The sequence below is a fragment of the Mucilaginibacter paludis DSM 18603 genome (genome assembly GCF_000166195.2).
Classification (GTDB): domain Bacteria; phylum Bacteroidota; class Bacteroidia; order Sphingobacteriales; family Sphingobacteriaceae; genus Mucilaginibacter; species Mucilaginibacter paludis.
This window is the reverse complement of sequence record NZ_CM001403.1, coordinates 7,072,156-7,095,365: the sequence shown is the minus strand read 5'-3', so window position 1 is coordinate 7,095,365 and position 23,210 is coordinate 7,072,156. Positions and strand designations below refer to the sequence as shown.

Annotated in this window: 20 protein-coding genes and 1 pseudogene; 5 read left to right on the top strand and 16 right to left on the bottom strand. The window is 42.9% G+C overall.

All coding sequences use genetic code 11. The features are described 5' to 3' along the window. Nucleotides 1–877: 877 nt before the first annotated feature. From MUCPA_RS30150 to MUCPA_RS30105, 10 genes are all read right to left on the bottom strand, one after another. The gene (locus MUCPA_RS30150) at nucleotides 878–1,357 is read right to left on the bottom strand and encodes a phosphatidylglycerophosphatase A family protein (protein WP_008511672.1); all 480 of its coding nucleotides are present in this window, start codon (nucleotides 1,355–1,357) and stop codon (nucleotides 878–880) included. 30 nt (nucleotides 1,358–1,387) lie between these two features. Continuing rightward, complete coding sequence (locus MUCPA_RS30145) at nucleotides 1,388–2,206, bottom strand: TerC family protein (protein WP_008511671.1); 819 nt, start codon at nucleotides 2,204–2,206, stop codon at nucleotides 1,388–1,390. 1 nt (nucleotide 2,207) lies between these two features. Continuing rightward, entirely contained in the window at nucleotides 2,208–3,170 is a 963-nt protein-coding gene (locus tag MUCPA_RS30140; protein WP_008511670.1) for a hypothetical protein, read from the bottom strand. A gap of 323 nt (nucleotides 3,171–3,493) precedes the next feature. After that, on the bottom strand, nucleotides 3,494–4,618 hold the full coding sequence (locus MUCPA_RS30135; RefSeq protein ID WP_008511669.1) for a toxic anion resistance protein: 1,125 nt from the start codon (nucleotides 4,616–4,618) through the stop codon (nucleotides 3,494–3,496). A gap of 56 nt (nucleotides 4,619–4,674) precedes the next feature. After that, the gene (locus MUCPA_RS30130) at nucleotides 4,675–5,289 is read right to left on the bottom strand and encodes a TerD family protein (RefSeq protein ID WP_008511668.1); all 615 of its coding nucleotides are present in this window, start codon (nucleotides 5,287–5,289) and stop codon (nucleotides 4,675–4,677) included. Nucleotides 5,290–5,294: 5 nt separating this feature from the next. After that, complete coding sequence (locus tag MUCPA_RS30125; RefSeq protein ID WP_008511667.1) at nucleotides 5,295–5,849, bottom strand: TerD family protein; 555 nt, start codon at nucleotides 5,847–5,849, stop codon at nucleotides 5,295–5,297. Then, on the bottom strand, nucleotides 5,839–6,684 hold the full coding sequence (locus MUCPA_RS30120) for a phosphoribosyltransferase family protein (protein ID WP_008511666.1): 846 nt from the start codon (nucleotides 6,682–6,684) through the stop codon (nucleotides 5,839–5,841). Before MUCPA_RS30120 ends, MUCPA_RS30125 begins: the two co-directional genes overlap by 11 nt. Next, nucleotides 6,685–7,383, bottom strand: a complete 699-nt coding sequence (locus tag MUCPA_RS30115) for an HAD family hydrolase (RefSeq protein ID WP_008511665.1) — start codon at nucleotides 7,381–7,383, stop codon at nucleotides 6,685–6,687. A 61-nt stretch (nucleotides 7,384–7,444) separates the two neighbouring features. Then, nucleotides 7,445–8,119: a TerD family protein gene (locus tag MUCPA_RS30110; RefSeq protein WP_008511664.1), complete on the bottom strand. Its 675-nt coding sequence runs from the start codon at nucleotides 8,117–8,119 to the stop codon at nucleotides 7,445–7,447. Nucleotides 8,120–8,124: 5 nt separating this feature from the next. Next, nucleotides 8,125–8,700 carry a TerD family protein gene (locus MUCPA_RS30105; protein ID WP_008511663.1) on the bottom strand — a complete coding sequence of 192 codons (576 nt, stop codon included), beginning with the start codon at nucleotides 8,698–8,700 and terminating at the stop codon, nucleotides 8,125–8,127. A gap of 219 nt (nucleotides 8,701–8,919) precedes the next feature. Here MUCPA_RS30105 and MUCPA_RS30100 point away from each other — a divergent pair, with 219 nt between their 5' ends. The 3 genes from MUCPA_RS30100 (at nucleotide 8,920) to MUCPA_RS39070 (ending at nucleotide 11,592) form a co-directional block, all read left to right on the top strand. Beyond that, nucleotides 8,920–9,324 carry a hypothetical protein gene (locus tag MUCPA_RS30100; RefSeq protein WP_008511662.1) on the top strand — a complete coding sequence of 135 codons (405 nt, stop codon included), beginning with the start codon at nucleotides 8,920–8,922 and terminating at the stop codon, nucleotides 9,322–9,324. 300 nt (nucleotides 9,325–9,624) lie between these two features. Continuing rightward, nucleotides 9,625–10,959, top strand: coding sequence for a MutS-related protein (locus MUCPA_RS30095; protein ID WP_008511659.1), 1,335 nt, complete (start codon nucleotides 9,625–9,627; stop codon nucleotides 10,957–10,959). 342 nt (nucleotides 10,960–11,301) lie between these two features. Beyond that, nucleotides 11,302–11,592, top strand: a complete 291-nt coding sequence (locus tag MUCPA_RS39070) for a hypothetical protein (protein WP_233276808.1) — start codon at nucleotides 11,302–11,304, stop codon at nucleotides 11,590–11,592. 748 nt (nucleotides 11,593–12,340) lie between these two features. Here MUCPA_RS39070 and MUCPA_RS30085 read toward each other — a convergent pair. Beyond that, nucleotides 12,341–12,898, bottom strand: coding sequence for a carboxymuconolactone decarboxylase family protein (locus tag MUCPA_RS30085; RefSeq protein ID WP_008511655.1), 558 nt, complete (start codon nucleotides 12,896–12,898; stop codon nucleotides 12,341–12,343). Nucleotides 12,899–13,313: 415 nt separating this feature from the next. Here MUCPA_RS30085 and MUCPA_RS39650 point away from each other — a divergent pair. Then, nucleotides 13,314–14,407, top strand: a pseudogene (locus tag MUCPA_RS39650) (ISAs1 family transposase). An 87-nt stretch (nucleotides 14,408–14,494) separates the two neighbouring features. On the opposite strand, the gene MUCPA_RS39055 reads toward MUCPA_RS39650, so the two are convergent. The 5 genes from MUCPA_RS39055 to MUCPA_RS30050 all read right to left on the bottom strand — a co-directional run bounded on the left by MUCPA_RS39055 (nucleotide 14,495) and on the right by MUCPA_RS30050 (nucleotide 21,438). Then, complete coding sequence (locus MUCPA_RS39055; RefSeq protein ID WP_008511654.1) at nucleotides 14,495–16,501, bottom strand: M1 family aminopeptidase; 2,007 nt, start codon at nucleotides 16,499–16,501, stop codon at nucleotides 14,495–14,497. A 125-nt stretch (nucleotides 16,502–16,626) separates the two neighbouring features. Next, complete coding sequence (locus tag MUCPA_RS30065; RefSeq protein WP_008511653.1) at nucleotides 16,627–16,932, bottom strand: hypothetical protein; 306 nt, start codon at nucleotides 16,930–16,932, stop codon at nucleotides 16,627–16,629. A 96-nt stretch (nucleotides 16,933–17,028) separates the two neighbouring features. Continuing rightward, the gene (locus tag MUCPA_RS30060; RefSeq protein WP_008511652.1) at nucleotides 17,029–18,090 is read right to left on the bottom strand and encodes a hypothetical protein; all 1,062 of its coding nucleotides are present in this window, start codon (nucleotides 18,088–18,090) and stop codon (nucleotides 17,029–17,031) included. 50 nt (nucleotides 18,091–18,140) lie between these two features. Beyond that, nucleotides 18,141–19,760 carry a hypothetical protein gene (locus MUCPA_RS30055; RefSeq protein WP_040628376.1) on the bottom strand — a complete coding sequence of 540 codons (1,620 nt, stop codon included), beginning with the start codon at nucleotides 19,758–19,760 and terminating at the stop codon, nucleotides 18,141–18,143. A 43-nt stretch (nucleotides 19,761–19,803) separates the two neighbouring features. After that, a complete protein-coding gene (locus MUCPA_RS30050; RefSeq protein ID WP_008511650.1) occupies nucleotides 19,804–21,438 on the bottom strand; it encodes a hypothetical protein in 1,635 nt (544 codons plus the stop codon). Nucleotides 21,439–22,713: 1,275 nt separating this feature from the next. Between MUCPA_RS30050 and MUCPA_RS30045 the strand changes: the two genes are divergently transcribed. Then, nucleotides 22,714–23,118: a carboxypeptidase-like regulatory domain-containing protein gene (locus MUCPA_RS30045; RefSeq protein ID WP_233276807.1), complete on the top strand. Its 405-nt coding sequence runs from the start codon at nucleotides 22,714–22,716 to the stop codon at nucleotides 23,116–23,118. The last annotated feature ends 92 nt before the right edge of the window (nucleotides 23,119–23,210 follow it).

Here is a 23,210-nt window from a genome sequence, read left to right as displayed (position 1 = left end):
AGTAGAATGATCAATCACAAAAGGTTTCGTGCCGTACGTACAATACCATGATGTATGCAGTTCATGCAGTATGCAGAGTTCGTCGTACGGTGAACACCTCCCAGCCAGCCGCAAGCCAAACCCGCACCCTCTCGAGAGAGACGAATAAAAAAAAACGCTCATTATCAATACAATACACAAGACAAGCGGCGGCCCGTGCGATTCCCCTCTCGAGAGGTGCGGAGGGGTGTGTTCTATGCGAGCGATCATAAAGCTAAGAGATTTTGTATTATAATCTTCTGTTCGTTAGCGCATTGTATCAATACAAAAACAACAAAACCATTCACGCGGCGATTGAGCGGGCCGATGCTGTAAATTAAGAATATATGCAAATTGACAATCATCGACTTAAGTAAGCGAATGATAAGGTACATCAAAAAAAACTTATACAGGGCCATGCCGCACATCCTTCGACAGGCTCAGGAGGACAGCCTTCGCGCACAGAAAAAGAACGTCATTCTGAGTGACGGACCCGGACATTCGGAAAAAAACAGGGATGACGTTTGAACCTTATAGATTACCAAGCGCAGATAGGAAAAGCGGACAAAGCCCCGACAGCACGCCGGGCCGGGTGTTGGCCTGTGGGCGGAAGGATCGGCAGTCTTGACTTTATTCACACCTATGTTTGTTTTTTTAAGGTGTTCATGAGCTTCCTCCGGTCGGTATTTGGTTCTTTTTGTGTCAAGACAAAATTGCGATAGCAACCATTCACACCAAAAACAAACAACAGTGAATAACGAACAAAGCCCTTCACGCGGCGTTTGAGCGGGCCGATGATCTAAATTAAAGAATACTGATTGTCGGAGCAAAGATTCAAATACTCTTCCCCTTGTCCCTACTATGGCCTTTTTAATAACTGATACACCCAATACCCCAGCCAAAGCAATATATTGGAGTAAACCCCGGCTAAAACATCATCCATCATAACGCCTAAGCCACCCGGAAAATCCTCCATCTTGCGGATGTATAATGGCTTCAGGATATCAAAAAAGCGAAAAAGAATAAGCCCCGCTATCAGGAAATAAATATTGGGCTGTATAAACAACATCGCGATAAGCATCCCGGCAACTTCGTCAATGACCACGCGCGAACTATCTTCGCCCCAGTCGGGCTCCACCTTATTGCCTACGTAAACGCCCAAGAGTGTAACCAAAACGGTAAAAACCAGCAAATACCAGGGGTTTTGCAAGGCCGGGTTTTGCCACCACAGCCAAATCAAACCGCAGGTTAATATGGCGGCATAAGTGCCCCCTCCTTTTAAAAACCCAACGCCACCAATTGATGCTATGGCTTTGTTAGCAAACTTAAACCCGTCCATCGATCTCTAAATATCTAAATCAAACCGGGATTAAAATTTATCAACCACATCCTCAGCAGATTCGGCCACCTCGGGTTTAATGATATTCTTTTTAGGAAAATTAAACAGCAAGGAAGTAATTACCGGTATCAAAAATATGGCTACCGTAAATACAGAAACCAATATATCTGCCGTTTCGCCTTCCATAGCTTCGGCCACGGGGCTGGCCGGGTAAAAGTGTACATAAATAGAAGCTGTTAATTTGATACCCAGCACGCCAATTACAATAAAGGCCACGGTTTCTAAAAAGCTAAATTTCTCCATCAGCTTCACAAAAGCCTGCGCCACAAAACGCATGGCCAGTATGCCAATAAATACGCCGGTATAAATTAAAAAAACATGATCGGTAAAGGCTACAGCAGCAAACACGTTATCGATAGAAAACGCAAGGTCCATCAGTTCAACCAAAGCTACCGTGGCCCAGAAAACGCCAAATACGCCCACGGTTGATTTATACAGCCAGTTTTGGTTCTTATCAACAGATTCATCTTCGCCGCCGCTGGCTTCGCTCATTTTGCCTTTAAAATAGTTAAAGGCCAGGTACAACAGGTACAAGCCGCCGATAGGTTTTAACCACCATATTTTTACCAGCCACGATGCTAAAAAAAGGCAAACGCCACGTAATACATAAGCGCCGATGATACCGTAACGCAGTGCCCTGGCACGTTGATGCTTGGGTAAATCAATCACCATGGTGGCCAGTACGGCGGCATTATCTACCGATAGTAAGCTTTCAATTACAATCAGGTTTAAAATAATTAACAGGCCGGCTTTAATATCAGGCCCCAAAAGGGTGTGTAAAAAGTCCATATCAGATAATATCAGTATTTAACATTGTTTTTAAAATATTGGCTTGCACATCAAAATTACTCAGATTTTCAAGGAAGTTAATGTCCTCAATCTTCTTGTAATTTTCGGCCAATAAAGTTTTAATTTCCACAGGCATATCGGCTTTCATCGCACCGGCGCTGCTCAATAGCTTGTCATTTTTATCGTTTAACTCGTGGATCAGCTTCTCTTTTTTCGACAGGTTGTTAGTCCTGTCGATGTTGCTGATCTTGTCGATATCGCAAAATAAGAATAAATTATTGGAGGGCAGGTATAAAAAACACCTTTCTACATCCAAAAACCGGTATAGCTCTATCACCTGGCCGCCCGCGTTAAGGCCACAGTAAAACTCCGTTTTAAAGTTATATTTACACAACACGCCCATCAATTTTTTTTGGATGATGGCATAACTGTTGGTATAAACGTCGGCCGGGTTGTATTGAATCAGATCGGCAAAGAGTGCAGGCGAAATGCTGTAAAAAAAATCGGCCGCAAAGTGCGAACTGAACGCGTTGATATTTTTGGAGAAAGGATTTTCGGTTGAGTTATCAGACAGCACCTGGAACAGCTTACGCAACGACAGGTTCATTTTTAACGATTGCCGCTGCTTATCCAGGTTATAATTTTTTTCGGTATAAACGGCGTCGTTCAGCTTGGCTATCATTTCCTTATTCAGCTGTATCTCATCAAATAAAAGGCTGATGTTGTTTTCGTTCCGTTTCTTGATCTTCCGCAACAGATCAACAAGGCTGGCGGTAAACTGTACGTGGAATAACTCGAGCTTGTTAATATCCAGGTCGGGGTTGGTTTCAAACAGTTTATGGATCACCTGGCTACGCAGGTGGATTTTAAAAATAACATCCTCTGCAAAAAAAACCGAAAGCAGTTGGAGCTTACTCAGCATCCGGTTGGATTCGTTTAAAATATGTAGCCGGTTTTCATCCATCAAATCTGTTAGTCAATTATGCCCTCTATCCGGTTACAAAATTACGAAATAGTTGGGAGTGTTGAGTTCTGAGCCCTGAGTCTTGAGCCGGGAGTCAGGAGTTCTGAGTCTTGAGTGCCTTTCCGTGGTGTCATTTCGACGAGGTACGAGGAGAAATCTTTTTCGCGCGAAAAGTCTGTAGTATACTTATCGCGCGAAAAAGGTCCCTCCTACCGTCGGGATGACAAAAAATGAATACATTACTGCCTCCCAACTCAGAACTCCTGACTCAAGACTCTTGACTCTTGACTCCGGGCTCAAGACTCCGGACTCCCTACTCAACACTAAGTCAAACTCGTTACGTTCTTTTTCAGTTCGGTTTCAAGGTTTTGCAATTCCGTATTGAGGGTTTTGCGGTTAGCAGTACCTTCGTCGTGGATGCGCTTCACTTCTGTTAGTGTTTCTATCAGCGATGCTGTTGTCCGTTTCAGGGTATCCAGCGAGACTACCGTTTTCTCGTTCTCGCGGGCTACATCAATACTGTTTTGTTTAAGCAGCTCGGCGTTTTTTTGCAGAATGGTATTGGTAGTGTCCGATATCTTTTTCTGCATCTCCACGTTTTCCTTTTGGCGATTAAGGGCTACGGCGATGGTGAGCTGGTTTTTCCAAACGGGGATGGTGGTTGATACAATAGACTGTGCCTTTTCGGCAATAGAAGTATTGTTGTTTTGTACCACCCTGATTTGCGCCAGCGATTGCAGCATAATAAAACGTACCACCTTTAAATCGGCCAGGCGCTTATCCAACCGGTTCACAAAATCGCGCATGTCGGCAATTTCATAATCGTTATAGGCCGATGGGTTGGCATCCATCTGCGCCAACTGCTCGCTCAACTCGTTATATTTTAACTGACCGGAGATAATCAGCTCTTCCATCTGGTGTATGTAGCCCACATTACTATCAAACATGGTTTGCAGCGAAGCATTATCCTTGATGGAGTTTACCCGGCCCGCTTTTATTTTATTGGTGATTTTATCGATGTTGTTAACTACCGTATCGTATTTTTGAAACAGTTTTTTTGCATCGAAAACCAATTTTTTAACAAACGGAATGTGTGATATGAAGGATGAAAAAGCGCTTTGATTTAACTCATCCACATCAATATAATTCAATTCGGTAAGTAAATCGGTAATGAGCACACCCACCTCGCCCGAGTTATAAGTACGTACAGACGTGAGGAAGGTATTGCTATACCTTTCCATCGAGTTTTGTACCTCGGTACCATAGTTCAGGATGGAGTTTACATCCTTCGGGTTCAGATCCTTACTTAACTCACCGTATTTTTTTACCTCTTCGGGCTTAATATTGCTGAGGTCAACATTGCCCTCCTTATCCACCTTAACCGGGGTGGTGCTTGCATCCAGGCTCACCGGTGTAATATTTAGTTCTTGGTTATCTGTGCTTTCCATTGTTTTACACTTTAATAATTACCTACAGTTATCAAATGGCCATTGGCCAATTTGATTTATAAAAAGTTTTGGCCTACGGTACGTACCGTTTCTTCCAGTTTTTTATCGCGGGTAGCCTCGCCTATGGCATTAAACTTCCACTCGCCGTTCTTTTTATAAAACACGCCCATCACCATGGATACATGCCCGGCAAAATCTTTGCTGTGTGCAATATCATAGGTAGCAAAAATCTCGTTCACCCGTTTAGGCGTACCCTCGTAAATGCGAATGGACGCAAACGGAATGGTACCAAAATCCTGCCCGCGAAAGCTGTTGAGCACAAAAGCCACATAGCTTATCTGCGGTTTCAGCATAGAAAAATCAAGGGTAATTACCTCGTTATCCAAGCCATCATCACCAGCCATATCGCCGGTTAAATCGTCACCGCTGTGTTTTACCGAACCATCTTTTGAGCGCAAATTGCCAAAATAGATCACCTCGGTTAGTTTTTTGGTTTCATCAAACAGCGCGCAGCTGGCGTCAAGGTCAACAGCCTCTTTGGTAGCGCCAAAGCCAAAAAGTCCTTTTTTTTCAATAGCGCCCCAGTTAATACCAACGCAAACGTTTTGCAGCTTGCTACCGTTGCTTTTTTCGAGACTGATGCGCTGCCCTTTTTGAAGATTGATTGCCATGTTGCTTAGTTATATTTGGTTAAATAATCCTGCAGGCCGCCCTTCATACCGGCACCTACGGCCTCAAACTTCCAGTTGTTATCGCGTTTGTAAATCCGCCCGAACTCAACTGCGGTTTCGATGGAAAAATCTTCTTCCAGCTCGTATTTTAAAATATCGGCATTGGTATCGGCATCAAAAATACGGATGAAAGAGTTGCGTACCTGGCCAAAGTTTTGCCTGCGGCTCTCGGCTTCGTGTATGGTTACTACAATACAAATTTCGCTAACCCTGGGGTCAATTTTAGATAGGTCAACTTTAATCTGCTCATCGTCGCCATCTCCGGCCCCGGTAAGGTTATCGCCCGTATGTTCAACGGCACCATCCGGCGAAACGAGGTTGTTGTAAAAAACAAAATGCTCTTCGCTTACAATTCTTTTGTTGTCGCCAAGAATAAAAACCGAGGCATCCAGATCAAATGCGCTGCCAGTTGATGAGCTGTTGGTATCCCAGCCCAGGCCTATAGTAAATTTGGGTGCGTTAATGGCTTCACGCTGCCCTTTTTGCAAGTTAATTGCCATGTTGTATCAGTTTATGAGTGTTTATTAACAGGTTAGAAGAAATAAAGTTCAAATTTTTAGCGTAAGCTTCGATAGTATGATAGCCGTTGCCCAGCGCCATATCATAAAGCAGATCAACAAAAGCACTGGTTTGGTTTTCGATAAAAATGCGGAAGCTATCAAAATCGTAATTGAGGATGTATTTTACTATCCGGGTATTGATGGCGAAGCTGCCGCTTTTGATAATTGGGTCGAGCTCAAAAATTGATTTCACCTGGTGATAGTTCAGGTAATTTTCGATATTGGGATGAATGGCTTTATTTACCAACTCGGCAAAATAAAGCATGTAGATATCGTTATCGAGCTGATAATTGCCAACCATTTTCATGATCATCCGCTCGTGGCTGCCGGTTATTTTAATATCATCTAAAAAAATAAGGGTTTTATTGGTGAGAAAATCCTTATCGATGTGGAACAGGTCGTTCCCGATGAGGCTGATTCGTTGCTCGGCATCCAGTTCGCCGTAATCTTCTTTATAGGTAACGGTGCGGTGTACCTTGGTTTCTTGCACTACCTGATAACCATGCCTGGCCAACCAGCGGTTTAAGTGGCAAACAAACCAGGTTTTAAGGGCAAAGGTAGCGGTAGGTATAAAGGAAAAAGGACTGGAAATGACCACAATTTGCTGCTCAATGGACTGCCTTACCAGGCAATTTTGAATAAAGCCCTCGGCAAGGCTGGTGCCATAGGTTTTGGCAACGGCTTCGTCGCCAAACTTAAAACGGCTATAGTCGTCCGGGTTAAACCCAAAGTAGTTGGCATTATCTATATGATGTAGCGAATAGGTAGCTAACATTTATTTAATTAAGCTTGAAATAGGTAAATGGTTCGAATTAATTAAAAAGCTGTTGATGCCTATCGCATCAGCACCTTCTATATCAGCCTTAGGGTTGTCGCCAATATGGATAATATTTTTCAAATTCACATCATTTGCGGACTTTACCTCGCTTATTTTTTTTAACATCAGGTTAAAAAAATCCGGATTGGGCTTGGACAGGCCTACCTCATCCGAATAAAGCTGAAAATCAAAGTAGGGATGCAGCTTCAGCTCCATCAGTATTTTCCGCAAGGTAACTCCGCGGATAAAGCCTGTATTGCTTAAGATACTAAAGGTGCTACCGCTCATATCTTTTAGACGCGCCAGCACCTCAATTGTTTCATCAGAATACAAAACCGGCATATATTGAAATACCAGTTGTTCCATACCGGCGTAAAGTTCGTCAGTATCAATATCGTAAAGGTTGAGTTGATTGTTATTAAGGAGACTGATCACCATGAGGTACATCTCGTCCGAATCGATATTTTTGCCGGTACGCTCATTCACGGCGTTGCACATCAAATCAACCTGCCGAAAGGCCAGGGCAACTTCGTCGATACTTTTATGGTCCGGATTAAAATCGCGGTGGAATATTTTGGTACGTTCGGATTTAAAACCAGGGTTTGATTTAATGAGCGTAAGCCAAAGGTCGAAGGAATAATGCTGGTAAAAGGGCATAGCATATCAATTGCAGGCAGCCTGAGTTACAAAAACCGGGCTGCCTGCAATATTATTGTTTTTAAGCAGTGTATTTGGTCAGAATATCGATAAAACTATCTGTTGTGCCGGGCTCGCCTATGGCCCTGAATTTCCAGGAACCATCCCTGCGGTAAACTTCGGCAAACGTCATGGAGCACATGCCATTATAGGTAAAGTTTCCGGATAGGCTGAACTTGGCAATTTCGGTACCGCGTGCATCTACAGCACGGATAAAGGCGTTCTCGACCATGCCAAAATGCTGGTTATTTTTGCGCCCCTGGTATATGGTAACCAAAAACAGGATGCGATCATACTTTGGATCGAGCGCGTCCAGCTTTACAATAATCTGTTCATCATCACCCTCGCCGGCCCCGGTACGGTTATCGCCCGTTAGCCAGATATGACCCGATGGATGCTTCATGGAGTTGAAATAGATTACATCGCTTTCAAACAAACTCAGGTTACGGCCATCGCTGGCTTTGATATTACGGCCCCGGTTGGCTACTTTTCCGTTTTTATCCAACAAAAAAGCAATGGCATCCAAATCATATTCGGCATCATCGCCACCGCCAAACAGCTTTCCTAAAAAGCCGCCGCTATGGCTCTGTTTAACATCCCAGCCTAAACCAATAGTTACCGACGACAAATCGTAACTTTCGCCCCGATCGTTTTTGCGCAGATCAATAGTTTGACCTTTTACTAAATTTATAGCCATGGTGTTTATTTTATAATCTGCCCTTTAAAGTATTTACTTAAAAAGAAAGCCAGGTCTTCCTTATACCCTACTCCCGAAGCTTCAAACTTCCACTCGCCGCCACGGCGGTACAAGCGACCGAATTCGATAGCGGTTTCTATCGAAAAATCCTCGCCCAGCTCGTACTTGCAAACTTCGGCGCCGGTTAAATCGTCAACAATGCGGATGTACGAATCGCGCACCTGCCCAAAGTTTTGCCTGCGGGCCTGGGCCTCGTGGATGGTGACCACAAATAAGATCTCTTGGATTTTAGCATCAACCTTAGTCAGGTCAACATTGATAGATTCATCGTCTCCGCCATCGCTGTTTCCTCCCGAAGGATCGTCACCGGTATGGTGTACGGCGGTATCGGGCGAATCGGCATTGTTATAAAAAACAAAAAATTCATCCTCGGGCACAAAGCGGTTAGCATCAATCATGATGGCGGAAACGTCCAGATCGAAATCGTAACCCGTGCCCTCGTTGGGGTTCCAGCCCAAGCCAACCGTCATTTTTGATAACCCTATTGTTATTTTTTGCCCCTTTAATAAGTTAATAGCCATTGTAAAATATTTTTATTTTTACTTGTTTTAATAATTTTGATTTGCCTGTTAATTACGGCGAATTATCGAACTAAGGTATATATTCGGCATAACATTGTAAATAGATTTAATAAGTTTATAAAGGGGGAGGTAGGGAGATGCCTTGGGGGGGGCGCGCGACACGCGCGCACCAGCGTGTGATGTTGAAATTAACTGATTTACAAACAAAAATCCCGAGTTATGGTACAGTTTAAGGTATTGTTAGTACTGATAGTGATTATTATAAACCTAAATCCAAGTCATAAAGTAGAGTTAAGTAGGAGCTATCAATGTAAAAATGGTTCAATGGTATTTTATAATAACATTGATACCGTAAATTTAAAAGAGGTTCAATATAAAATTGATTTGAATGAAAAAGGATTTAATTTAACTATTTTGGATAAGTCCCAACTTGACCATGTCGCAAAGATGGACAGTCCAGAAATATTTTTTTGCATTGATGGAAAAAAGAACTTAGCAAAAGGGTTAGATTTATTTAGTTCGTTCTTACCTGCAAAAGCTGATTATTTTTTTGGGTTAAATAAAAACAAAACAGTTGTCTTAATAACATCTAATGTATTGCAATTATGGAAAGTCAAGCCTTAAATTTATCAAGTGAATTTTATACCTCCCAATACTGGTGCGCCCGTGTCGCTGTTCCACCATTGGAATTAAAGAAAAGCAGATTCGCACACCAAACGCTGGCGCACGCCTGCGGCGTGTGCCTCAACGGGCACTAGCATTGGAAATTACGAGTTATAATTCCCATTTAAAAGTTGCGCTTATTTATTAAAAACTGTTAAGGCACACGCCACAGTCGTGTACCAGCATCGGGGCCGTACTATACGATATCATCACAAATAATCTAAAAGAAAGATTAGCTTTAAGCAACTTATACGCATTTTTATGAATTTCGATATCGATAGGCAAACGTTAAATGATTTGGCAATATTTCCAAATAACAATTCCCGACAATCTGTATATGAACTTTTTAACCACACCATTACAATTGGTGGCAATCAAGTGTTGCAGGATATGTTCAACAATCCGCTTATCGATGTTGCTCACATACAGGAAAGAATAAATGTGCTTTTGTATATTGAAGAGCACAACATTCAAATTAACTTAAATAGGAACGACTATGATTTTGCAGAGTTTTATTTGAAAAAGCATTATCATGCCAGGCCATTTTCAGTTATAACCCAGTTCATACAAAAAGTTATATATGCATTCAAATTTAATGACGATGATTATTATGTAATTCAAACCGGTGTAAAAAATATTCTGTCGATAGTTGATAGCTTAATAAAATTCACTGATACACTACACGGCGATCTGCCTAAAAAAATACAGGAGTTCCGTTCAATTATTTTAGACACTTTCCAACCGGAAGAATTTGAATGGCTACAACAACTGATAAAGAAACGCCATCGTAGTGCAACCGATATGGTGAAAGCAGATCACTTTTTCAGGCAACTTGCCAATGAGCAGATAAAAACCTTGTTAAAGGTTGCTTATCATTTAGATGTTTATCAATCTGTTAGTAAAAGTGGTAAGGCCCTTGGTTTCACTTTTCCTGCAGTTATTGAAACCAGCACAACGGCATTAATTATCAAGGGCTTATTCCATCCGTTTATAGCCAATGCTAAAAGTAATGACATTGAATTTAGTCCCGACAAAAATGTTTGTTTTGTCACCGGTACTAATATGGCTGGGAAATCATCTCTGCTTAAATCAATTGGAATTGCTGTTTATTTATCTCAATTAGGTTTTCCGGTGCCTGCAAAAAGCATGGTAACCTCCGCATTTAAAGGCCTGATCACAACCATAAACTTAGCAGATGATCTGGAACAGGGACATAGTCACTTCTATAAGGAAGTATTACGGGTTAAGCATGTGGCTGAAAAATTAAATCAGTCAAAAAATATACTCGTCATTTTTGACGAACTGTTTAGAGGGACAAATGTTAAAGATGCGTATGATGCCTCTCTTGCGATAATCACCGCTTTTGCGGAAGTAAGAACTTCTTTCTTTTTAGTTTCGACGCATATCGTGGAGGTTGCCCATGAATTATCATCCATCCAAAACATTAATTTCCGTTATATGGAAACTATTTTTGAAGATACTACCCCAGTAAACAGCTATCAACTTAAAGAGGGCATTACAGAAGAGCGATTAGGAATGTGGATAGTGAAAAATGAACGTATCCTGGAAATAATAAATAACTCTTTAAAAGCGTAGCTTTTTAAAGAACAAGTGTATAAACGTTTAAGATAATCAAGCTGCCTCTTCAGTTTAGTAAAGATTTTAATCCCTTGTAGCGTTTTGACTATTGTTTACGTATTTTATTTGACTAACCTTAATCTTATGAAATGCTTTAACTTATCTTTTATTTTTACAATTTTGGTTTTCGGATCATTGAGCTGTAAAAAAGACAATACAACGGATTTCCCATTAACGTTTAAATTACAGACCGCCAATTCCAGTGGAATGGTTACGACCTCATTCAGTAAAACCGATACCATCCATTTCCAGCTCATAATTTCCAATACGACCAATCGGGACGTTAATTTAAATAATTTCATGCCGGATCTCATTTGCAATCCAAAAAGCAACTTATTTCGTGCATACAGTGCAACGGGGGCTGATATGGGCAGGCCTTGTATCAGTACGAACTGTACGGATATCGGCCTCATTGTTATTAAAGCCGGGAGCACACAAACTATTGACTATCCCCGGCCAAGCGCCGGAATTGCCTGTAATACCGTAAGCCTGACTTCCGGAACTTATAATACCGGCCTCAGCTATGCTTTTACGATCAGTAATGCCACTTCTAACCAGGCACTTAAAACGTCGTTCAGCGTCAACAACTAAACTTTATCTTAATGAAAAAGATCTTGATGTGCATGCGCTTTACTATCAAACGCAGGCGTACGCCTGTGGCGTGTGCCTCAACAGAAATTCCGTTTCAATGCTTGTGAGGGTTTTCATAATACACTGGTTACTTAGCATGATGACCGCCAGTATAACGCTTGCAGTAGCGACAACGGTACAAGCTCATTTGCTGTTTAGAATGACTATAACCTCATCCTTAAGGAGGCCTTGCGAGTTCGCCCTGTACAGCTTAGAGATTGCTTCGTCGTTCCTCCTCGCAATGACGATCGTTTTATAACACTCACAATCAGCGCAATTATATCATCTCCAAGCGTCATTGAGGAACCGGTCCGGGGCCCGGAAAAGACAGAGATGAAGTCTGAACCTCATAGATTTTTTGGTGCAGAGGCAAAAGCGGGCAAAGGCCAGACTGCACGCCGGGCCGGGTGTTGGCCTGCGGGCGGAAGGATCGGGCAGTCTTGACTTTTTGGTTACTTTTGTGTCAAGACAAAAGTAACAGCCCTTCCCGCGGCGATTGAGCGGGCCGATGCCCTAAGTTAAGAATACTGATTATTAACGCAAAACACACTGATAATAAATAGCTTAAGAAGAAAGCATTATAAGGCACGAAGCAATCTCTACTTAGGCAGGACGCATTCCGGAAATACAATAATATTTTGTCATTGTTCTGGAAGACGATACAAAATTAAGCTTCTGAAAAGCTTTAATGAAGCTCAATTTAATTGAACTAACTTTCTGTTGCCCGGATCGTTTTGCCGTAACCTACGTGTGCCATTCGCTCCCCCATGGAGACATATTCTTCATTGTGTTCCGGGGCCCAGGTGTTTAAGCAATCCACATAACGGTTATACATGCAAAAGGCAGCAGCAATCAATACAGTATCATGAATTTCCAAATCGTCGGCCCCGCAATCTTTTGCAAAATCGACATCCGACTGCAAAACATGTTTAGTACCTTTCTGAACTTGCTGTGCAATCAGTAACAGGGCTTTTAACTTCGACGAAATTTCAACATCTGGAAACCCAGCCTTTATTTGGTCGAACAGCTCCATACCTGCCCCGAGGTGCGCTTTTGCAGCTGCCGCATGGGATGTATGACAAAAATGGCAATCATTCCAATAAGATACAGATGAGGCAATTATCTCGCGCTCTCCGCTTGTCAATGTTGACGGCCCACGGAGTAAAAGTTCAGCAAGATCGGCAAGAATTTTGCCTGTATCTTTCCTAAAATCGAATAACCCTACTATTCCGGGCAGTTGCGTATTTGGCAGGTTGATGTAAGCCATAAAATGCTTGAAAATTATTGTAAATATAATACATTATGATTTGAAAAAACATAATGTATTACCCGTTGACGGGTATGTATAATTTATTAATCCCGTAATTACAAGATTAAACTGAGTTCAGGTGCCTTAAAAACACATCGTAAAGGGCCATGCCGCACGTCCTTCGACTACTGAGCCCGACGAAGTATCAGGAGGACAGCTTTTACGCACAAAAGGGTTAAAGGAAATTACAAAATAAAGGTGTCATGAGCCTGTCGAAGCACGGCGCGGTGGCCTCTATAAGCAGCATTCTGTGAACCTCTCATTCACAGGCAGTGGCTTTAATCGCTCGCATAGAACACACCCCTCCGCCCCTCTCGAGAGCAGGGCTGTTGCATTTAAAAGAAGAAGGATTTAAATTTGCAGAAAAAAGAGTATGGACAAGGGCATCATAACCTATTTGCAGAAGTTGCCAGACGTGCGTAGAAAGGCTGGTCAGCGGCATGACCAAACGTTTATTTTGTTATTATTTGTGATGGGGACGATGAGTGGTTATTACGGCTATCGTGCTCTGGGTGATTTTATAAAGCGTAATCAAAAAGATCTTTTGACTTATTTCACTCCGAAAAAATCCCGTTTGCCTACGTTTTATACCGTGAGGCGTGTACTGCAGAATTTAGATTTTGAAAGTTTAAGCGAAGTTTTTTATCAATGGGCCAGTCAGTATACAGAAATCAATAAAAATGAATGGATGAATATAGATGGCAAAGCGATCAAAGGGACAATGAGTGATTATGCGCTTGAAAAACAGCGATTTGTAAATTTGGTGAGTATCTATAATGGGAGCCGTGGTCAAGTATTAGCCCAGGGTCTTGTAGACAATTCAAAGGAAAGTGAAATTCCGGTGGTACGCAAGCTTATTGCTGAACTGGGATTGGAAGGGGTAACGTTTACGCTTGACGCCTTACATTGCCAAAAAAAACAGTTGAGCTGATAATAGGTACGAATAATGATTATATGATAGGCGTAAAAAAGAATCAAAAGGGCCTTTATGAAAAAATAGCGGCGCTGACATCGGATACAGCAAAGGTTTGCAGCAAGTTCGTTGAATTGGAGAAAAATAAAGGACGTACAGAGCGCAGATCGGTATGTATATGCCCGGCGCCAGAAGAAATCAGTAAAGCCTGGATAGGCGCCAGTCAGGTAATCAAGGTAGAGCGTTGGGTAAAAGACAAAAATAAGATCAGTGAGGATTGCGCATTCTATATCAGCAGTGTGAGGGAAAATGCACAATTGTTATGCTATGGAATCAGAAGTCATTGGGGGATAGAGAATAAGCTACATTGGGTAAAGGATGTCACGTTTAAAGAGGATGCCTCCCGCATTAGAACTTCTCATGCACCAGAAAATATATCGGTGTTTAGAAACATCGCTATTAACGTTTTCAGAGCTCATGGCTTTCAAAATATAGCACAAGCACAAAGACTCGTTTGCAATGACATCGGCAGATTGAAACAATTACTCACTTAGAATGCAACAGCCCTGCTCTCGAGAGGGGAATCGCACTTTCCCACCTCTTTTGACTTTAATCACCCAAGGGATTTATCCCCCCACACCTCACTTCATCACCCAATGATTATTCACCCGGTTCACATCCGGCAAAGCCGCATCAGGGTCAATATCTACGCAGACAACTTCACTTGTTGAGGGGAAGGTAAACGTGGTGACTTTATTTTGCAGCCAGGTTTCTACCGGGAGTTGCATGCGTTGCTTGCTACCGTCTTTGTATTTCACTTCTACGGTACAGGGCATAACCATTTTTTCTTTGTTGGCTATGGTAACGCGGATTCCCTTTTTTAAGTCGTTGATGTCGGTGTATTCGGCATGGATAATGGCAAGGTCGAGTTTCCAGTTGTTGTAGTACCATCCTTTCCAAAACCACGATAGGTCCTCCCCTGCCCCGTTATCCATCGACCGGAAAAAATCATTTGGGGTAGGATGTTTGAAGGCCCAGTTGCGGATATAATTGCGGAAGGCATAGTCAAACCTTTCTTTACCTAAAATTTGTTCGCGCAACAGTACCAACCCAAAGGCGGGTTTGAAATAGGCTATGGGATGGCGATATTTTTCGCTGATGGCGTCGGCCGCCGTCATGATGGTAGGTGCATTCGGATCGGTAATGATGGGGATAATCTCATCAGCCGGGTTACCGCCTGCGGGAGCATATTCGCTATCGCGTTTGGGCGCGTATTCGCCTTTGTTAAACACGTCCGAGGCTCCAATATCAATAAAAGTATTAAAGCCTTCGTCCATCCAGGCAAAGCGGCGCTCGTTTGATCCTACAATCATCGGGAACCAGTTGTGTCCTATCTCGTGGGCGGTTACCCAGAACAACTCCTTGCCCTTATCGGTTATGCCGTCAAAAACAATCCCGGGGTATTCCATGCCTCCTGCAATACCGGCTTCATTAACCGCCACCGGGTAAGGGTAAACAAACCACTTGGCCGAAAAATATTCTATAGAACCTTTCAGGTATTCGGTAGCCCGGCCCCATGCATCGTTACCGGCACTCTCAACCGGGTAAACCGACATAGCCAACGATTTTTTACCACCGGGCAGGTTTACGCGCGCGGCATCCCAAATGTAAGCGCGTGATGCGCCAAAGGCTACATCGCGGGTATTGCTCATTTTAAAATGCCAGGTAAGCGTTCCCCGGTTAACCGGTCTGGAGGTGGGTTTTGCTACCTCGTCCGGGTTGATAATCATGATGGTTTTATCGCTGTTGCGGGCAGCCTGCAAGCGGCTTATCTGCTTGGGCGTCAATACCTCCTGCGGGTTAAGCAATTCGCCAGATCCGGCTACTATCATATCCCAGGGCACGGTAACCTGGTAATCAATATCGCCATACTCCAGGTAAAACTCGCCGCTGCCTAAAAATGGCAACGTATCCCAGCCGCTGGTATCATCATACACGCACATCCGCGGGAACCACTGGGCTATCTCATAAATCTTTCCGTTTTTAGTATCGGCATAATCGGTACGGCCGCCAAAAGCGCCCGGAATAACATAATGATAGTTAATGAGCACGCTTATTTTACCGCCGTTGGGCAAAATACTTTTAGGTAAACGCACCTGCATCCGGGTGTCGGTTAAAACATAGGGCACCTTTTCGGCCTTGCCATTTTGTATGATCTCGACAGATTCAAACTCGTAACCGTTGGTATGTTGCGCGGCGGCGGCTCCCGTAGGGAAGTTAGACCGGGCATCGGCACGATAGGTATTCTGATCTAACTGGATCCACAAAAACCGAAGCTGATCGGGGCTATTGTTGGTATAATTGATGGTTTCGCTTGCGCGGATCACTTTTTTTACGGTGTCCAGGTTGGCTTTGATCTGATAGTCTACCCGGTTTTGCCAGTACTTAGAGCCCGGCGCTCCGTTTGCGCTATGGTACTCGTTACCCCGTTCGGCATAGAACAAGGGCGAGAATATATCGGATGGCTGATAAACTGATGATACAGTATCGTTACTGTTAGGCCCTTTTTGTCTCCTTTGGGCATTAACGGTATCGGTAAATAGCAATAAAGTAACAACAGCCCAAAGGCTGGCAGGGTGTATTTTCATAAGCGTGATTACGAAACAGCAAGATACAAAGTATAGCCGGATTTTAAAATCTGAAGGATGGCGGTGGCCAATTATCAATATTCCTTTCCTTAGCGTATTGAATTTAACCGATAGGATAACATCTCTTAATCACCCAAAGCAATTAAGCCACCTTCTGTTTCTACAAACTTGTTATATAAATCAAAAAAATATGGTCTTTTTGCCTTCTCGTCGGATGAACTTATCTTTTCCAGGTGCTCTTTAATTAGCGAGGCAATTAACTTCACCTGAGTAGGATAAATTCTGGTTTTACCGTATTGATCGATATATATCCCGGTCGCGTTTTTTAACCCTAACCAAACATCTTTCAAACAATCAAAGTCATGATGCTCTATCTTAAATAATAGCTGCGCAAAATGTACATCGCCCAAATCATAAAAATCAATAGCCATTATTTTATTACTTGCTATAACCTCCTATATACCTTCGATTTGAAGTTAGCCTTGGTAGCGAGCCCCAGCAATTTAACACCAAGCCCTAAGGTGCACCTATAATAAATTATCGGTTTTAAATCTCTTGAGCACCTTGCGGCCTAAATCATAAGTTAATCTGAATGCCTGCTGGCTATCGCCGATATACCCCGGCGACGAATGGATGCTGATGATAAACTGCCCTTTAATGTGTTTAAAAACAAAAGGCGAGTAGATGATATCCAAACGGTTATAAGTGCTTTTTTCGTAAAACGAGTCGCCATAGTCCACATGGCTGCCCTGGCCGCCATAAAATTCTTCAAACAAAGCAAACTTATGGTAGCTGATAAAGGCACTGGCTACAAAGCCTTTAGGCACCCTAAAGCCATCTACACCACGGGTGCGCTCTAAGGATAGCATACCGCCAACGTCAAATTTCAAGGAGTCGAAAACCGTTCTGTGGCTGTAATCCAACCCTACCCGGATCTGGGCTGCACCGTTATCGCTGATACCCGGCTGTGGTGCTGTTGATGAGTTACCGGCATCATGCAGCAATAAAAAATAGTGCGATAAATAGAAAGGCCCTTTCGGGTTAGGCGTATAGGTGCCACAATCGCCAAACAAAAACTGCTCCCTGTCGGTAGCGGTTTGGCGGCTCACCCAGTCAATCCAAATAGTTTCGTAACCGTACTTGGTGTGCAGGCTGGTTAGCAAGCCCTCAACATTGGGGCGGTAATAACGTAAAGTATCGTTCAGTAAGGCACGCGGATATTGTGTTAATAAACCTTCGCGCGGAAATTGGCCTATATTAAATGTCCATTTATTGCTTTCGTAGTGATAATAGGCAATAGGGTCAACCTTTAAAAAATAAGGTTGGGCGCCAAACTCGTGGATGCCGTTAACACCCACAATAAAATGGTTCAGGCTATCCAGGTTAATTCCAAAATCTAAAGTAGTACGAGTGCCCGAGTAGGTGCGCGATCTCGGCACAAAAGCCGAGTATTCGCGGTTATCCATAAAGCCTAAGGCGTTGAAATGCACATCAAGGCTGCCTTGCAAAGTATCGGGCGTGCTTTGAGCAAACAGGTTAAAACTTAATAAAATTGAGGCGCAGAAAAGGTAGATAAACTTTTTATTCATATATATAAGAGTGATCAGGATGCAAATTTGAGAAAATACGGAACAGCTAATTAAAAATCACTGTAAATATTTCTGAACGAGCTACGCAAACCAACGGTAATCATGCTTGTTTTATTATTGAACAAGGCATTCTTTTCGTTTCGGTAAGTACCACCTAACTCTAACCGGAGGTTATATTTGGGGTTAAGCAGGTAGGCCACCTTGCCCTGCGCATAATAAAAATCGGTACGGAGGCCCTGCCCGGTGTAATTACCGAATTGCTTTGCAGCATTAAGGTACGACTTAAATATATCCTTACCGTAATCCAACCCATTGATATCCAAACCGTAGTAAGCATAGTTCAACTGGCCCTGCAGATCAAAGCGGCCTACGGAGTAATTCATAATGCCCAACCATTCCCTGAAGTTAGCGCCCATCGGATGTGCCAGAGGCTCATCATATTGCGAATAATTGCCTACACCCCTGGTTTCGGTATAGGTATAGGGCTTGGCGGTATTATATTCTAAAAGATAGTTAAGGCTTTTCACTTTAAACAGATCGGCGCCGCGGATACCTAACTGGTAAGCGTATTTATTGCGTACGCTGCCATTGCTTGAGAAAAAATCCTTCGCCTGGAATTCTGTCAACGAAAACTGCCCATACAATATCGTCTTATCAATAACCTTCCATTTACCGGTAAAACCTATGCCAGCTTTATCCGGCGAACCATTAGTTGCCTCAAGCGGGCGCAAAAATATAAATGGGTTGGCGTAGGTAAAATCAAAACCACGCTTATGGCCCTGGTCATCAGCATCAACAGACATGATGGAATTAAACATCCCCAACGATACACGCTTGCTTACATTCCAGTCCAAGTAGTTAAAGTATCCCCATTTGATGCGGTTATCGCTGCTGTTGGGTATTTTAGGCGCATTAGGATCTTCAAAGCGGGCATACATGGCCATATAGCGCACATTGCCCAGGTTAAAGGTTATTTTGGCAAAGGGATATGGGGAGGCATAATCAGATAAAAGCATCGACCGGTAGCCATCGCCAATAAAAGTTTTATCCTGCCCTATGGTAAAATTAACATATTTAACAGGCGTATAGGATAATAAAAACGTATAGTACGACCAATTGGTAATGCTGCTGCCCCTATTGGTTACCCGGGTTTGACCCGGCACAACACCGCTTGTGTTGATGTAATTGGTTAAGTAATCTGGAAATGCCGAGCGGTTGTTATACCCGCTACCGTAAAACGAAAACTTTGAACCGATGGTACCGCCAACCTGGTAACCCAGCGTAGTTAGCCAGGTATTTTTACTGCCCGAAAAATCGCGCCCTATTTGTACATCCGGAAGTACATCCCCGTAAAGGGTATAACCCGGATGTTGTATATCAATTAAATGCTCGCTAAACAGCTTCCGGTAGCCGTAGCTCTTGTTAGCCGTATTGATGCCCACGTTCATCAACGAATCGTACGTGTGCCTTAACAGGCTATCAACAAGGTAAGGTTTTAGCGAGCTGTGTATGCGCGTTTGCGTGGAGTACAGATCGGCGCTGAATTTTTGATAGAAAGAATAAGAATATGGCTGATAAACCGACTGCGCCGAAAGCCGGTTAGCTGCAAGCGTTACAATGATGAGGCAGGCAAACAGTAATTTATATCGGGTGGTAGAGGTAAATTTCATAAAGCGATAATTATAATCATTTAAAACGGACTTATTCACCAGATCAGAAATCATGATACAGATTTCTGAAACTGCTGCGCAAACCAAAGGTGAGCAACACTGTTTTGGTATCGCTTAGGGCATTGGTTTCGTTGCGCCATAAACCTCCCACCTCAACCCGCAGGTTATATTTAGGGTTCAACACAAAGGCCACCGTACCTTCGGCGTATTTTAAAGTAGTTGCTATCCCCTGCCCTGTACTGATGCTTCCGGAAGGTATGGATGCATTATCGGCAAGCGTTACATCTTTACCATAGTTAGTAGCGGTGGTGTTTAAGCCGTACTTAGCATAATTTAATTGCCCCTGGAAATCAAATTTACCAACAGAATAATTTACAATACCCAACCACTCCTTAAAATTTGCACCGTAGGGGTGCGCCAGCGGCTCGCTTAATTGCGTATAACTTACAATAGGATATTGGTTTGAGTACGTATAGGGCGCTGCGGTATTAAACTCAAACAGGTAGTTTAAACTGTTTACCTTAAACAGATCGGCCCCTCTGAAACCTAACTGGTAAGCACCACGGCTGTTGCTATTTGAGCTTGTGCCGGTTTGGTCGAAAAGTATCTGGCCGTAAACCGTTGTTTTATCAAGTACCTTATATTTACCGTTAAAGCCGGCGAGTGTATGGTCGGGTATGCCGCCGGGGCCCAGCGAGCGCAAAAACAGGATAGGATTAATATAGTTTACATCGAAACCATGGCGGTTGCCCTGATCGTCGGCCTCGGCGGCAATTAAAGCGTTAAAAAAGCCAAGGGATGCCCTGTTGGTTATATTCCAGTCGATATAGTGGAAGGCGGCCCAAGCCCTGCGGTAATTGGGGCCACTGGGGTTGACATCAAATGTGGGGGCGGTACGGTTATCCATATAGGCCCAACTGGCCATATACTGTACATGTTTACCTATGTTGGCCGTAAAACGTAATAAGGGATAAGTAGCCGCGTAATCCGACAGAAGTACCGACCTATATCCGTCACCAATAAAGGTTTTATCCTGTCCTAAAGCGATGGTGATGTTCTTATTCGGCATAAAACCGATCATCGCCGTTACGTACGACCAATCTTTACTGCCAATTACTCGCGAATCGCCCTTGGCTGTCCGGTCGTAGGCCTGGCCGGGTATCATCTTTACCGCGTTGATATAATTGTTAACGTAGTTGGCAAACTTCCCCTGGTTCTCGTATCCCGAAGTGTAAAAAAAGAAATTTGAGCCGATGGTGCCACCGATATCATACCCGCGGGTGTTTAAGTTGGTAGTTGTTTTATCATTAAACTCACGCCCCAACTGTAAATCGGTAATGTAATCCATGTAGAAGGTAAACTCCTTGTTTTTAACTTCTACCAAATGCCCGCTAAACAGCAAATGGTTAAGCCAGCTTTTTTTAGAGTTATCCACATTGTTATGCATCAGCGAATCGTACGAATGCCTTAACGAGCTTGAATCTGAAATAAAATAGGGCTTAACTGAGGTATGCAGGCTGGTGGCCGGCGAATACATATCCTTATTTAGCTTTTGATAAAACTGGTAGGAATAAGGTTGGTAAATTAGCTGTGCAAAGCCCTTGCCGGCGGCAAGCATCAAAACCAGGGTGGCAAAAATTAGTAGTCCTTTTTTACGGATCGGGTAGATGTATTTCATGAAAGAACATTAAGTGGGCAAAAACATATTGCAAACCGGCAAAGCATTTTCCGGCTTTGCTGCAAAACTACAAATAGAATATGGATTTTGTTTGTACAAATCCGAATTCTCTCCATCATGCCATCCCGACGGGAGGAGGGACCTTTTAAAAGCTGTAAGTATGCATCATATCTGGTGCGCTGATTATCAATGTGCTATCTTTGATCTGATGATCAGTATTCTTAATTTAGATTATCGGCATGCTCAATCGCCGCGTGAAGAAGCCCCACCCAACCCTCCCCGGTAGGCTACCGTGTACCCACATCTTTTTAAGTAAAACCCATCGGGGTTGAAGCTTTGTAGAACATTGGCGAAATGGGGTTTTCGTGCCGTCGGGTACGCTACTTCTTCACTTTTTATAAGCGCAATTCAAAAAAAATGGAGCAGCATACGGTCGATATGTGTCGTACCTACGACCAATATCATTAAGTTAAAATTGATTGCTTACAAGTTGATGATCTATTCACACCAAGCCAATAATACGCTAACAAACAGGATATTATAATACAAAATTTCTGCGCTTTATAATCGCTCGCATAGAACACACCCCTCCGCCCCTCTCAAGAGGGGAATCGCACGGTCCGCCGCTTTTTTTTCATATTGCATTGATAATGAGTGAATTTATTCAGATCCCCTCTTGAGAGGGGGCGGGTTTGGCATTGCGGCTGCAGGGGTGTGTTCACCGTGCGACGAACTCTGCAACCTGCCTGAACTGCTTAACTAATGGTAGCGTACCTACGGGCACTAAACGTTTTTTGATTGATCATTTCTACCGGCCTTTTACTCCTCCGGGAGTATTTTTAATGATACCTAAAAGATGTGGTTACACGGTAGGGAGGGCTTAAAAAGTCTCCCCTACCGAGGAGATTATGCACTGTGTTTGTTTTTTTGTATGCATGAGAGCTTACGCTGTTTAGAGGAGGCTTTGGACTGCACGATCCTTCCGCCCACAGGCCAACACCCGGCCAGGCGTGCAGTCAGGCTTTTACGCACTATCTTTCTGCACCAGAGAAGGTCATTGAGGTTCAAAACGCCATTGCTATTTTTTTCGGCTGGATAGGCTCGTTACTTATAAAGACATATAACATTGATAATCAATGGCTAAATTAAAAATAAGATCTTAAAACAGTAGTGGAACTTCACGAAAAATATCATTAGTAAAATATTGGCTTAGCCTATCACTCACAAATTGTATTTTTAGTACCCATACAAAACGTCATAGACACTTTATTTAATATGAAACACACCCCAAAATATTTTTACAATTCATTATTTACAGCCTTCATGCTGTTTTGTTCCTGCTCTCTGAAACAAAATATGTACAGAAACTCGAATGGTTCTTCTACATATTCAATTATCAAGAGCACATCGAATGCCGATCCTGTGGTGACCGGAAAAATTTATGAATATGGAACGACAGTTGCTTTAAAAACCACAGGAGCGATTAGAGTTGATGGCAAAGTTATGAGCAAAACAGACGCCGAAGGTAAGTTTTCTTTAACCTTACAACCGGAAACTTATCATTTTGAAGCCATTGGTATCCCCTATCAGACTTTCGAAACACAAAAAATCAAAGTAAACAGAAGTGATTCAATTAAGCTAAACATTTATGTAAAGCTTTATAAGAATCCTTTGCAGTAGTGGGGCAGCGCCTTACTGCAAGCCTCGCTTGTAGATTAAGCAAGCTACGCTTACCGATCAATTCACACCACATACCTCATAACATACTGCTA

Bases quoted from the DNA above. Each gene is read 5' to 3' on its own strand.
- MUCPA_RS30150 (WP_008511672.1), bottom strand. From the start codon at position 1,357: ATGGACGGGTTTAAGTTTGCTAACAAAGCCATAGCATCAATTGGTGGC.
- MUCPA_RS30145 (WP_008511671.1), bottom strand. From the start codon at position 2,206: ATGGACTTTTTACACACCCTTTTGGGGCCTGATATTAAAGCCGGCCTG.
- MUCPA_RS30140 (WP_008511670.1), bottom strand. From the start codon at position 3,170: ATGGATGAAAACCGGCTACATATTTTAAACGAATCCAACCGGATGCTG.
- MUCPA_RS30135 (WP_008511669.1), bottom strand. From the start codon at position 4,618: ATGGAAAGCACAGATAACCAAGAACTAAATATTACACCGGTGAGCCTG.
- MUCPA_RS30130 (WP_008511668.1), bottom strand. From the start codon at position 5,289: ATGGCAATCAATCTTCAAAAAGGGCAGCGCATCAGTCTCGAAAAAAGC.
- MUCPA_RS30125 (WP_008511667.1), bottom strand. From the start codon at position 5,849: ATGGCAATTAACTTGCAAAAAGGGCAGCGTGAAGCCATTAACGCACCC.
- MUCPA_RS30120 (WP_008511666.1), bottom strand. From the start codon at position 6,684: ATGTTAGCTACCTATTCGCTACATCATATAGATAATGCCAACTACTTT.
- MUCPA_RS30115 (WP_008511665.1), bottom strand. From the start codon at position 7,383: ATGCCCTTTTACCAGCATTATTCCTTCGACCTTTGGCTTACGCTCATT.
- MUCPA_RS30110 (WP_008511664.1), bottom strand. From the start codon at position 8,119: ATGGCTATAAATTTAGTAAAAGGTCAAACTATTGATCTGCGCAAAAAC.
- MUCPA_RS30105 (WP_008511663.1), bottom strand. From the start codon at position 8,700: ATGGCTATTAACTTATTAAAGGGGCAAAAAATAACAATAGGGTTATCA.
- MUCPA_RS30100 (WP_008511662.1), top strand. From the start codon at position 8,920: ATGGTACAGTTTAAGGTATTGTTAGTACTGATAGTGATTATTATAAAC.
- MUCPA_RS30095 (WP_008511659.1), top strand. From the start codon at position 9,625: ATGAATTTCGATATCGATAGGCAAACGTTAAATGATTTGGCAATATTT.
- MUCPA_RS39070 (WP_233276808.1), top strand. From the start codon at position 11,302: ATGCCGGATCTCATTTGCAATCCAAAAAGCAACTTATTTCGTGCATAC.
- MUCPA_RS30085 (WP_008511655.1), bottom strand. From the start codon at position 12,898: ATGGCTTACATCAACCTGCCAAATACGCAACTGCCCGGAATAGTAGGG.
- MUCPA_RS39055 (WP_008511654.1), bottom strand. From the start codon at position 16,501: ATGAAAATACACCCTGCCAGCCTTTGGGCTGTTGTTACTTTATTGCTA.
- MUCPA_RS30065 (WP_008511653.1), bottom strand. From the start codon at position 16,932: ATGGCTATTGATTTTTATGATTTGGGCGATGTACATTTTGCGCAGCTA.
- MUCPA_RS30060 (WP_008511652.1), bottom strand. From the start codon at position 18,090: ATGAATAAAAAGTTTATCTACCTTTTCTGCGCCTCAATTTTATTAAGT.
- MUCPA_RS30055 (WP_040628376.1), bottom strand. From the start codon at position 19,760: ATGAAATTTACCTCTACCACCCGATATAAATTACTGTTTGCCTGCCTC.
- MUCPA_RS30050 (WP_008511650.1), bottom strand. From the start codon at position 21,438: ATGAAATACATCTACCCGATCCGTAAAAAAGGACTACTAATTTTTGCC.
- MUCPA_RS30045 (WP_233276807.1), top strand. From the start codon at position 22,714: ATGAAACACACCCCAAAATATTTTTACAATTCATTATTTACAGCCTTC.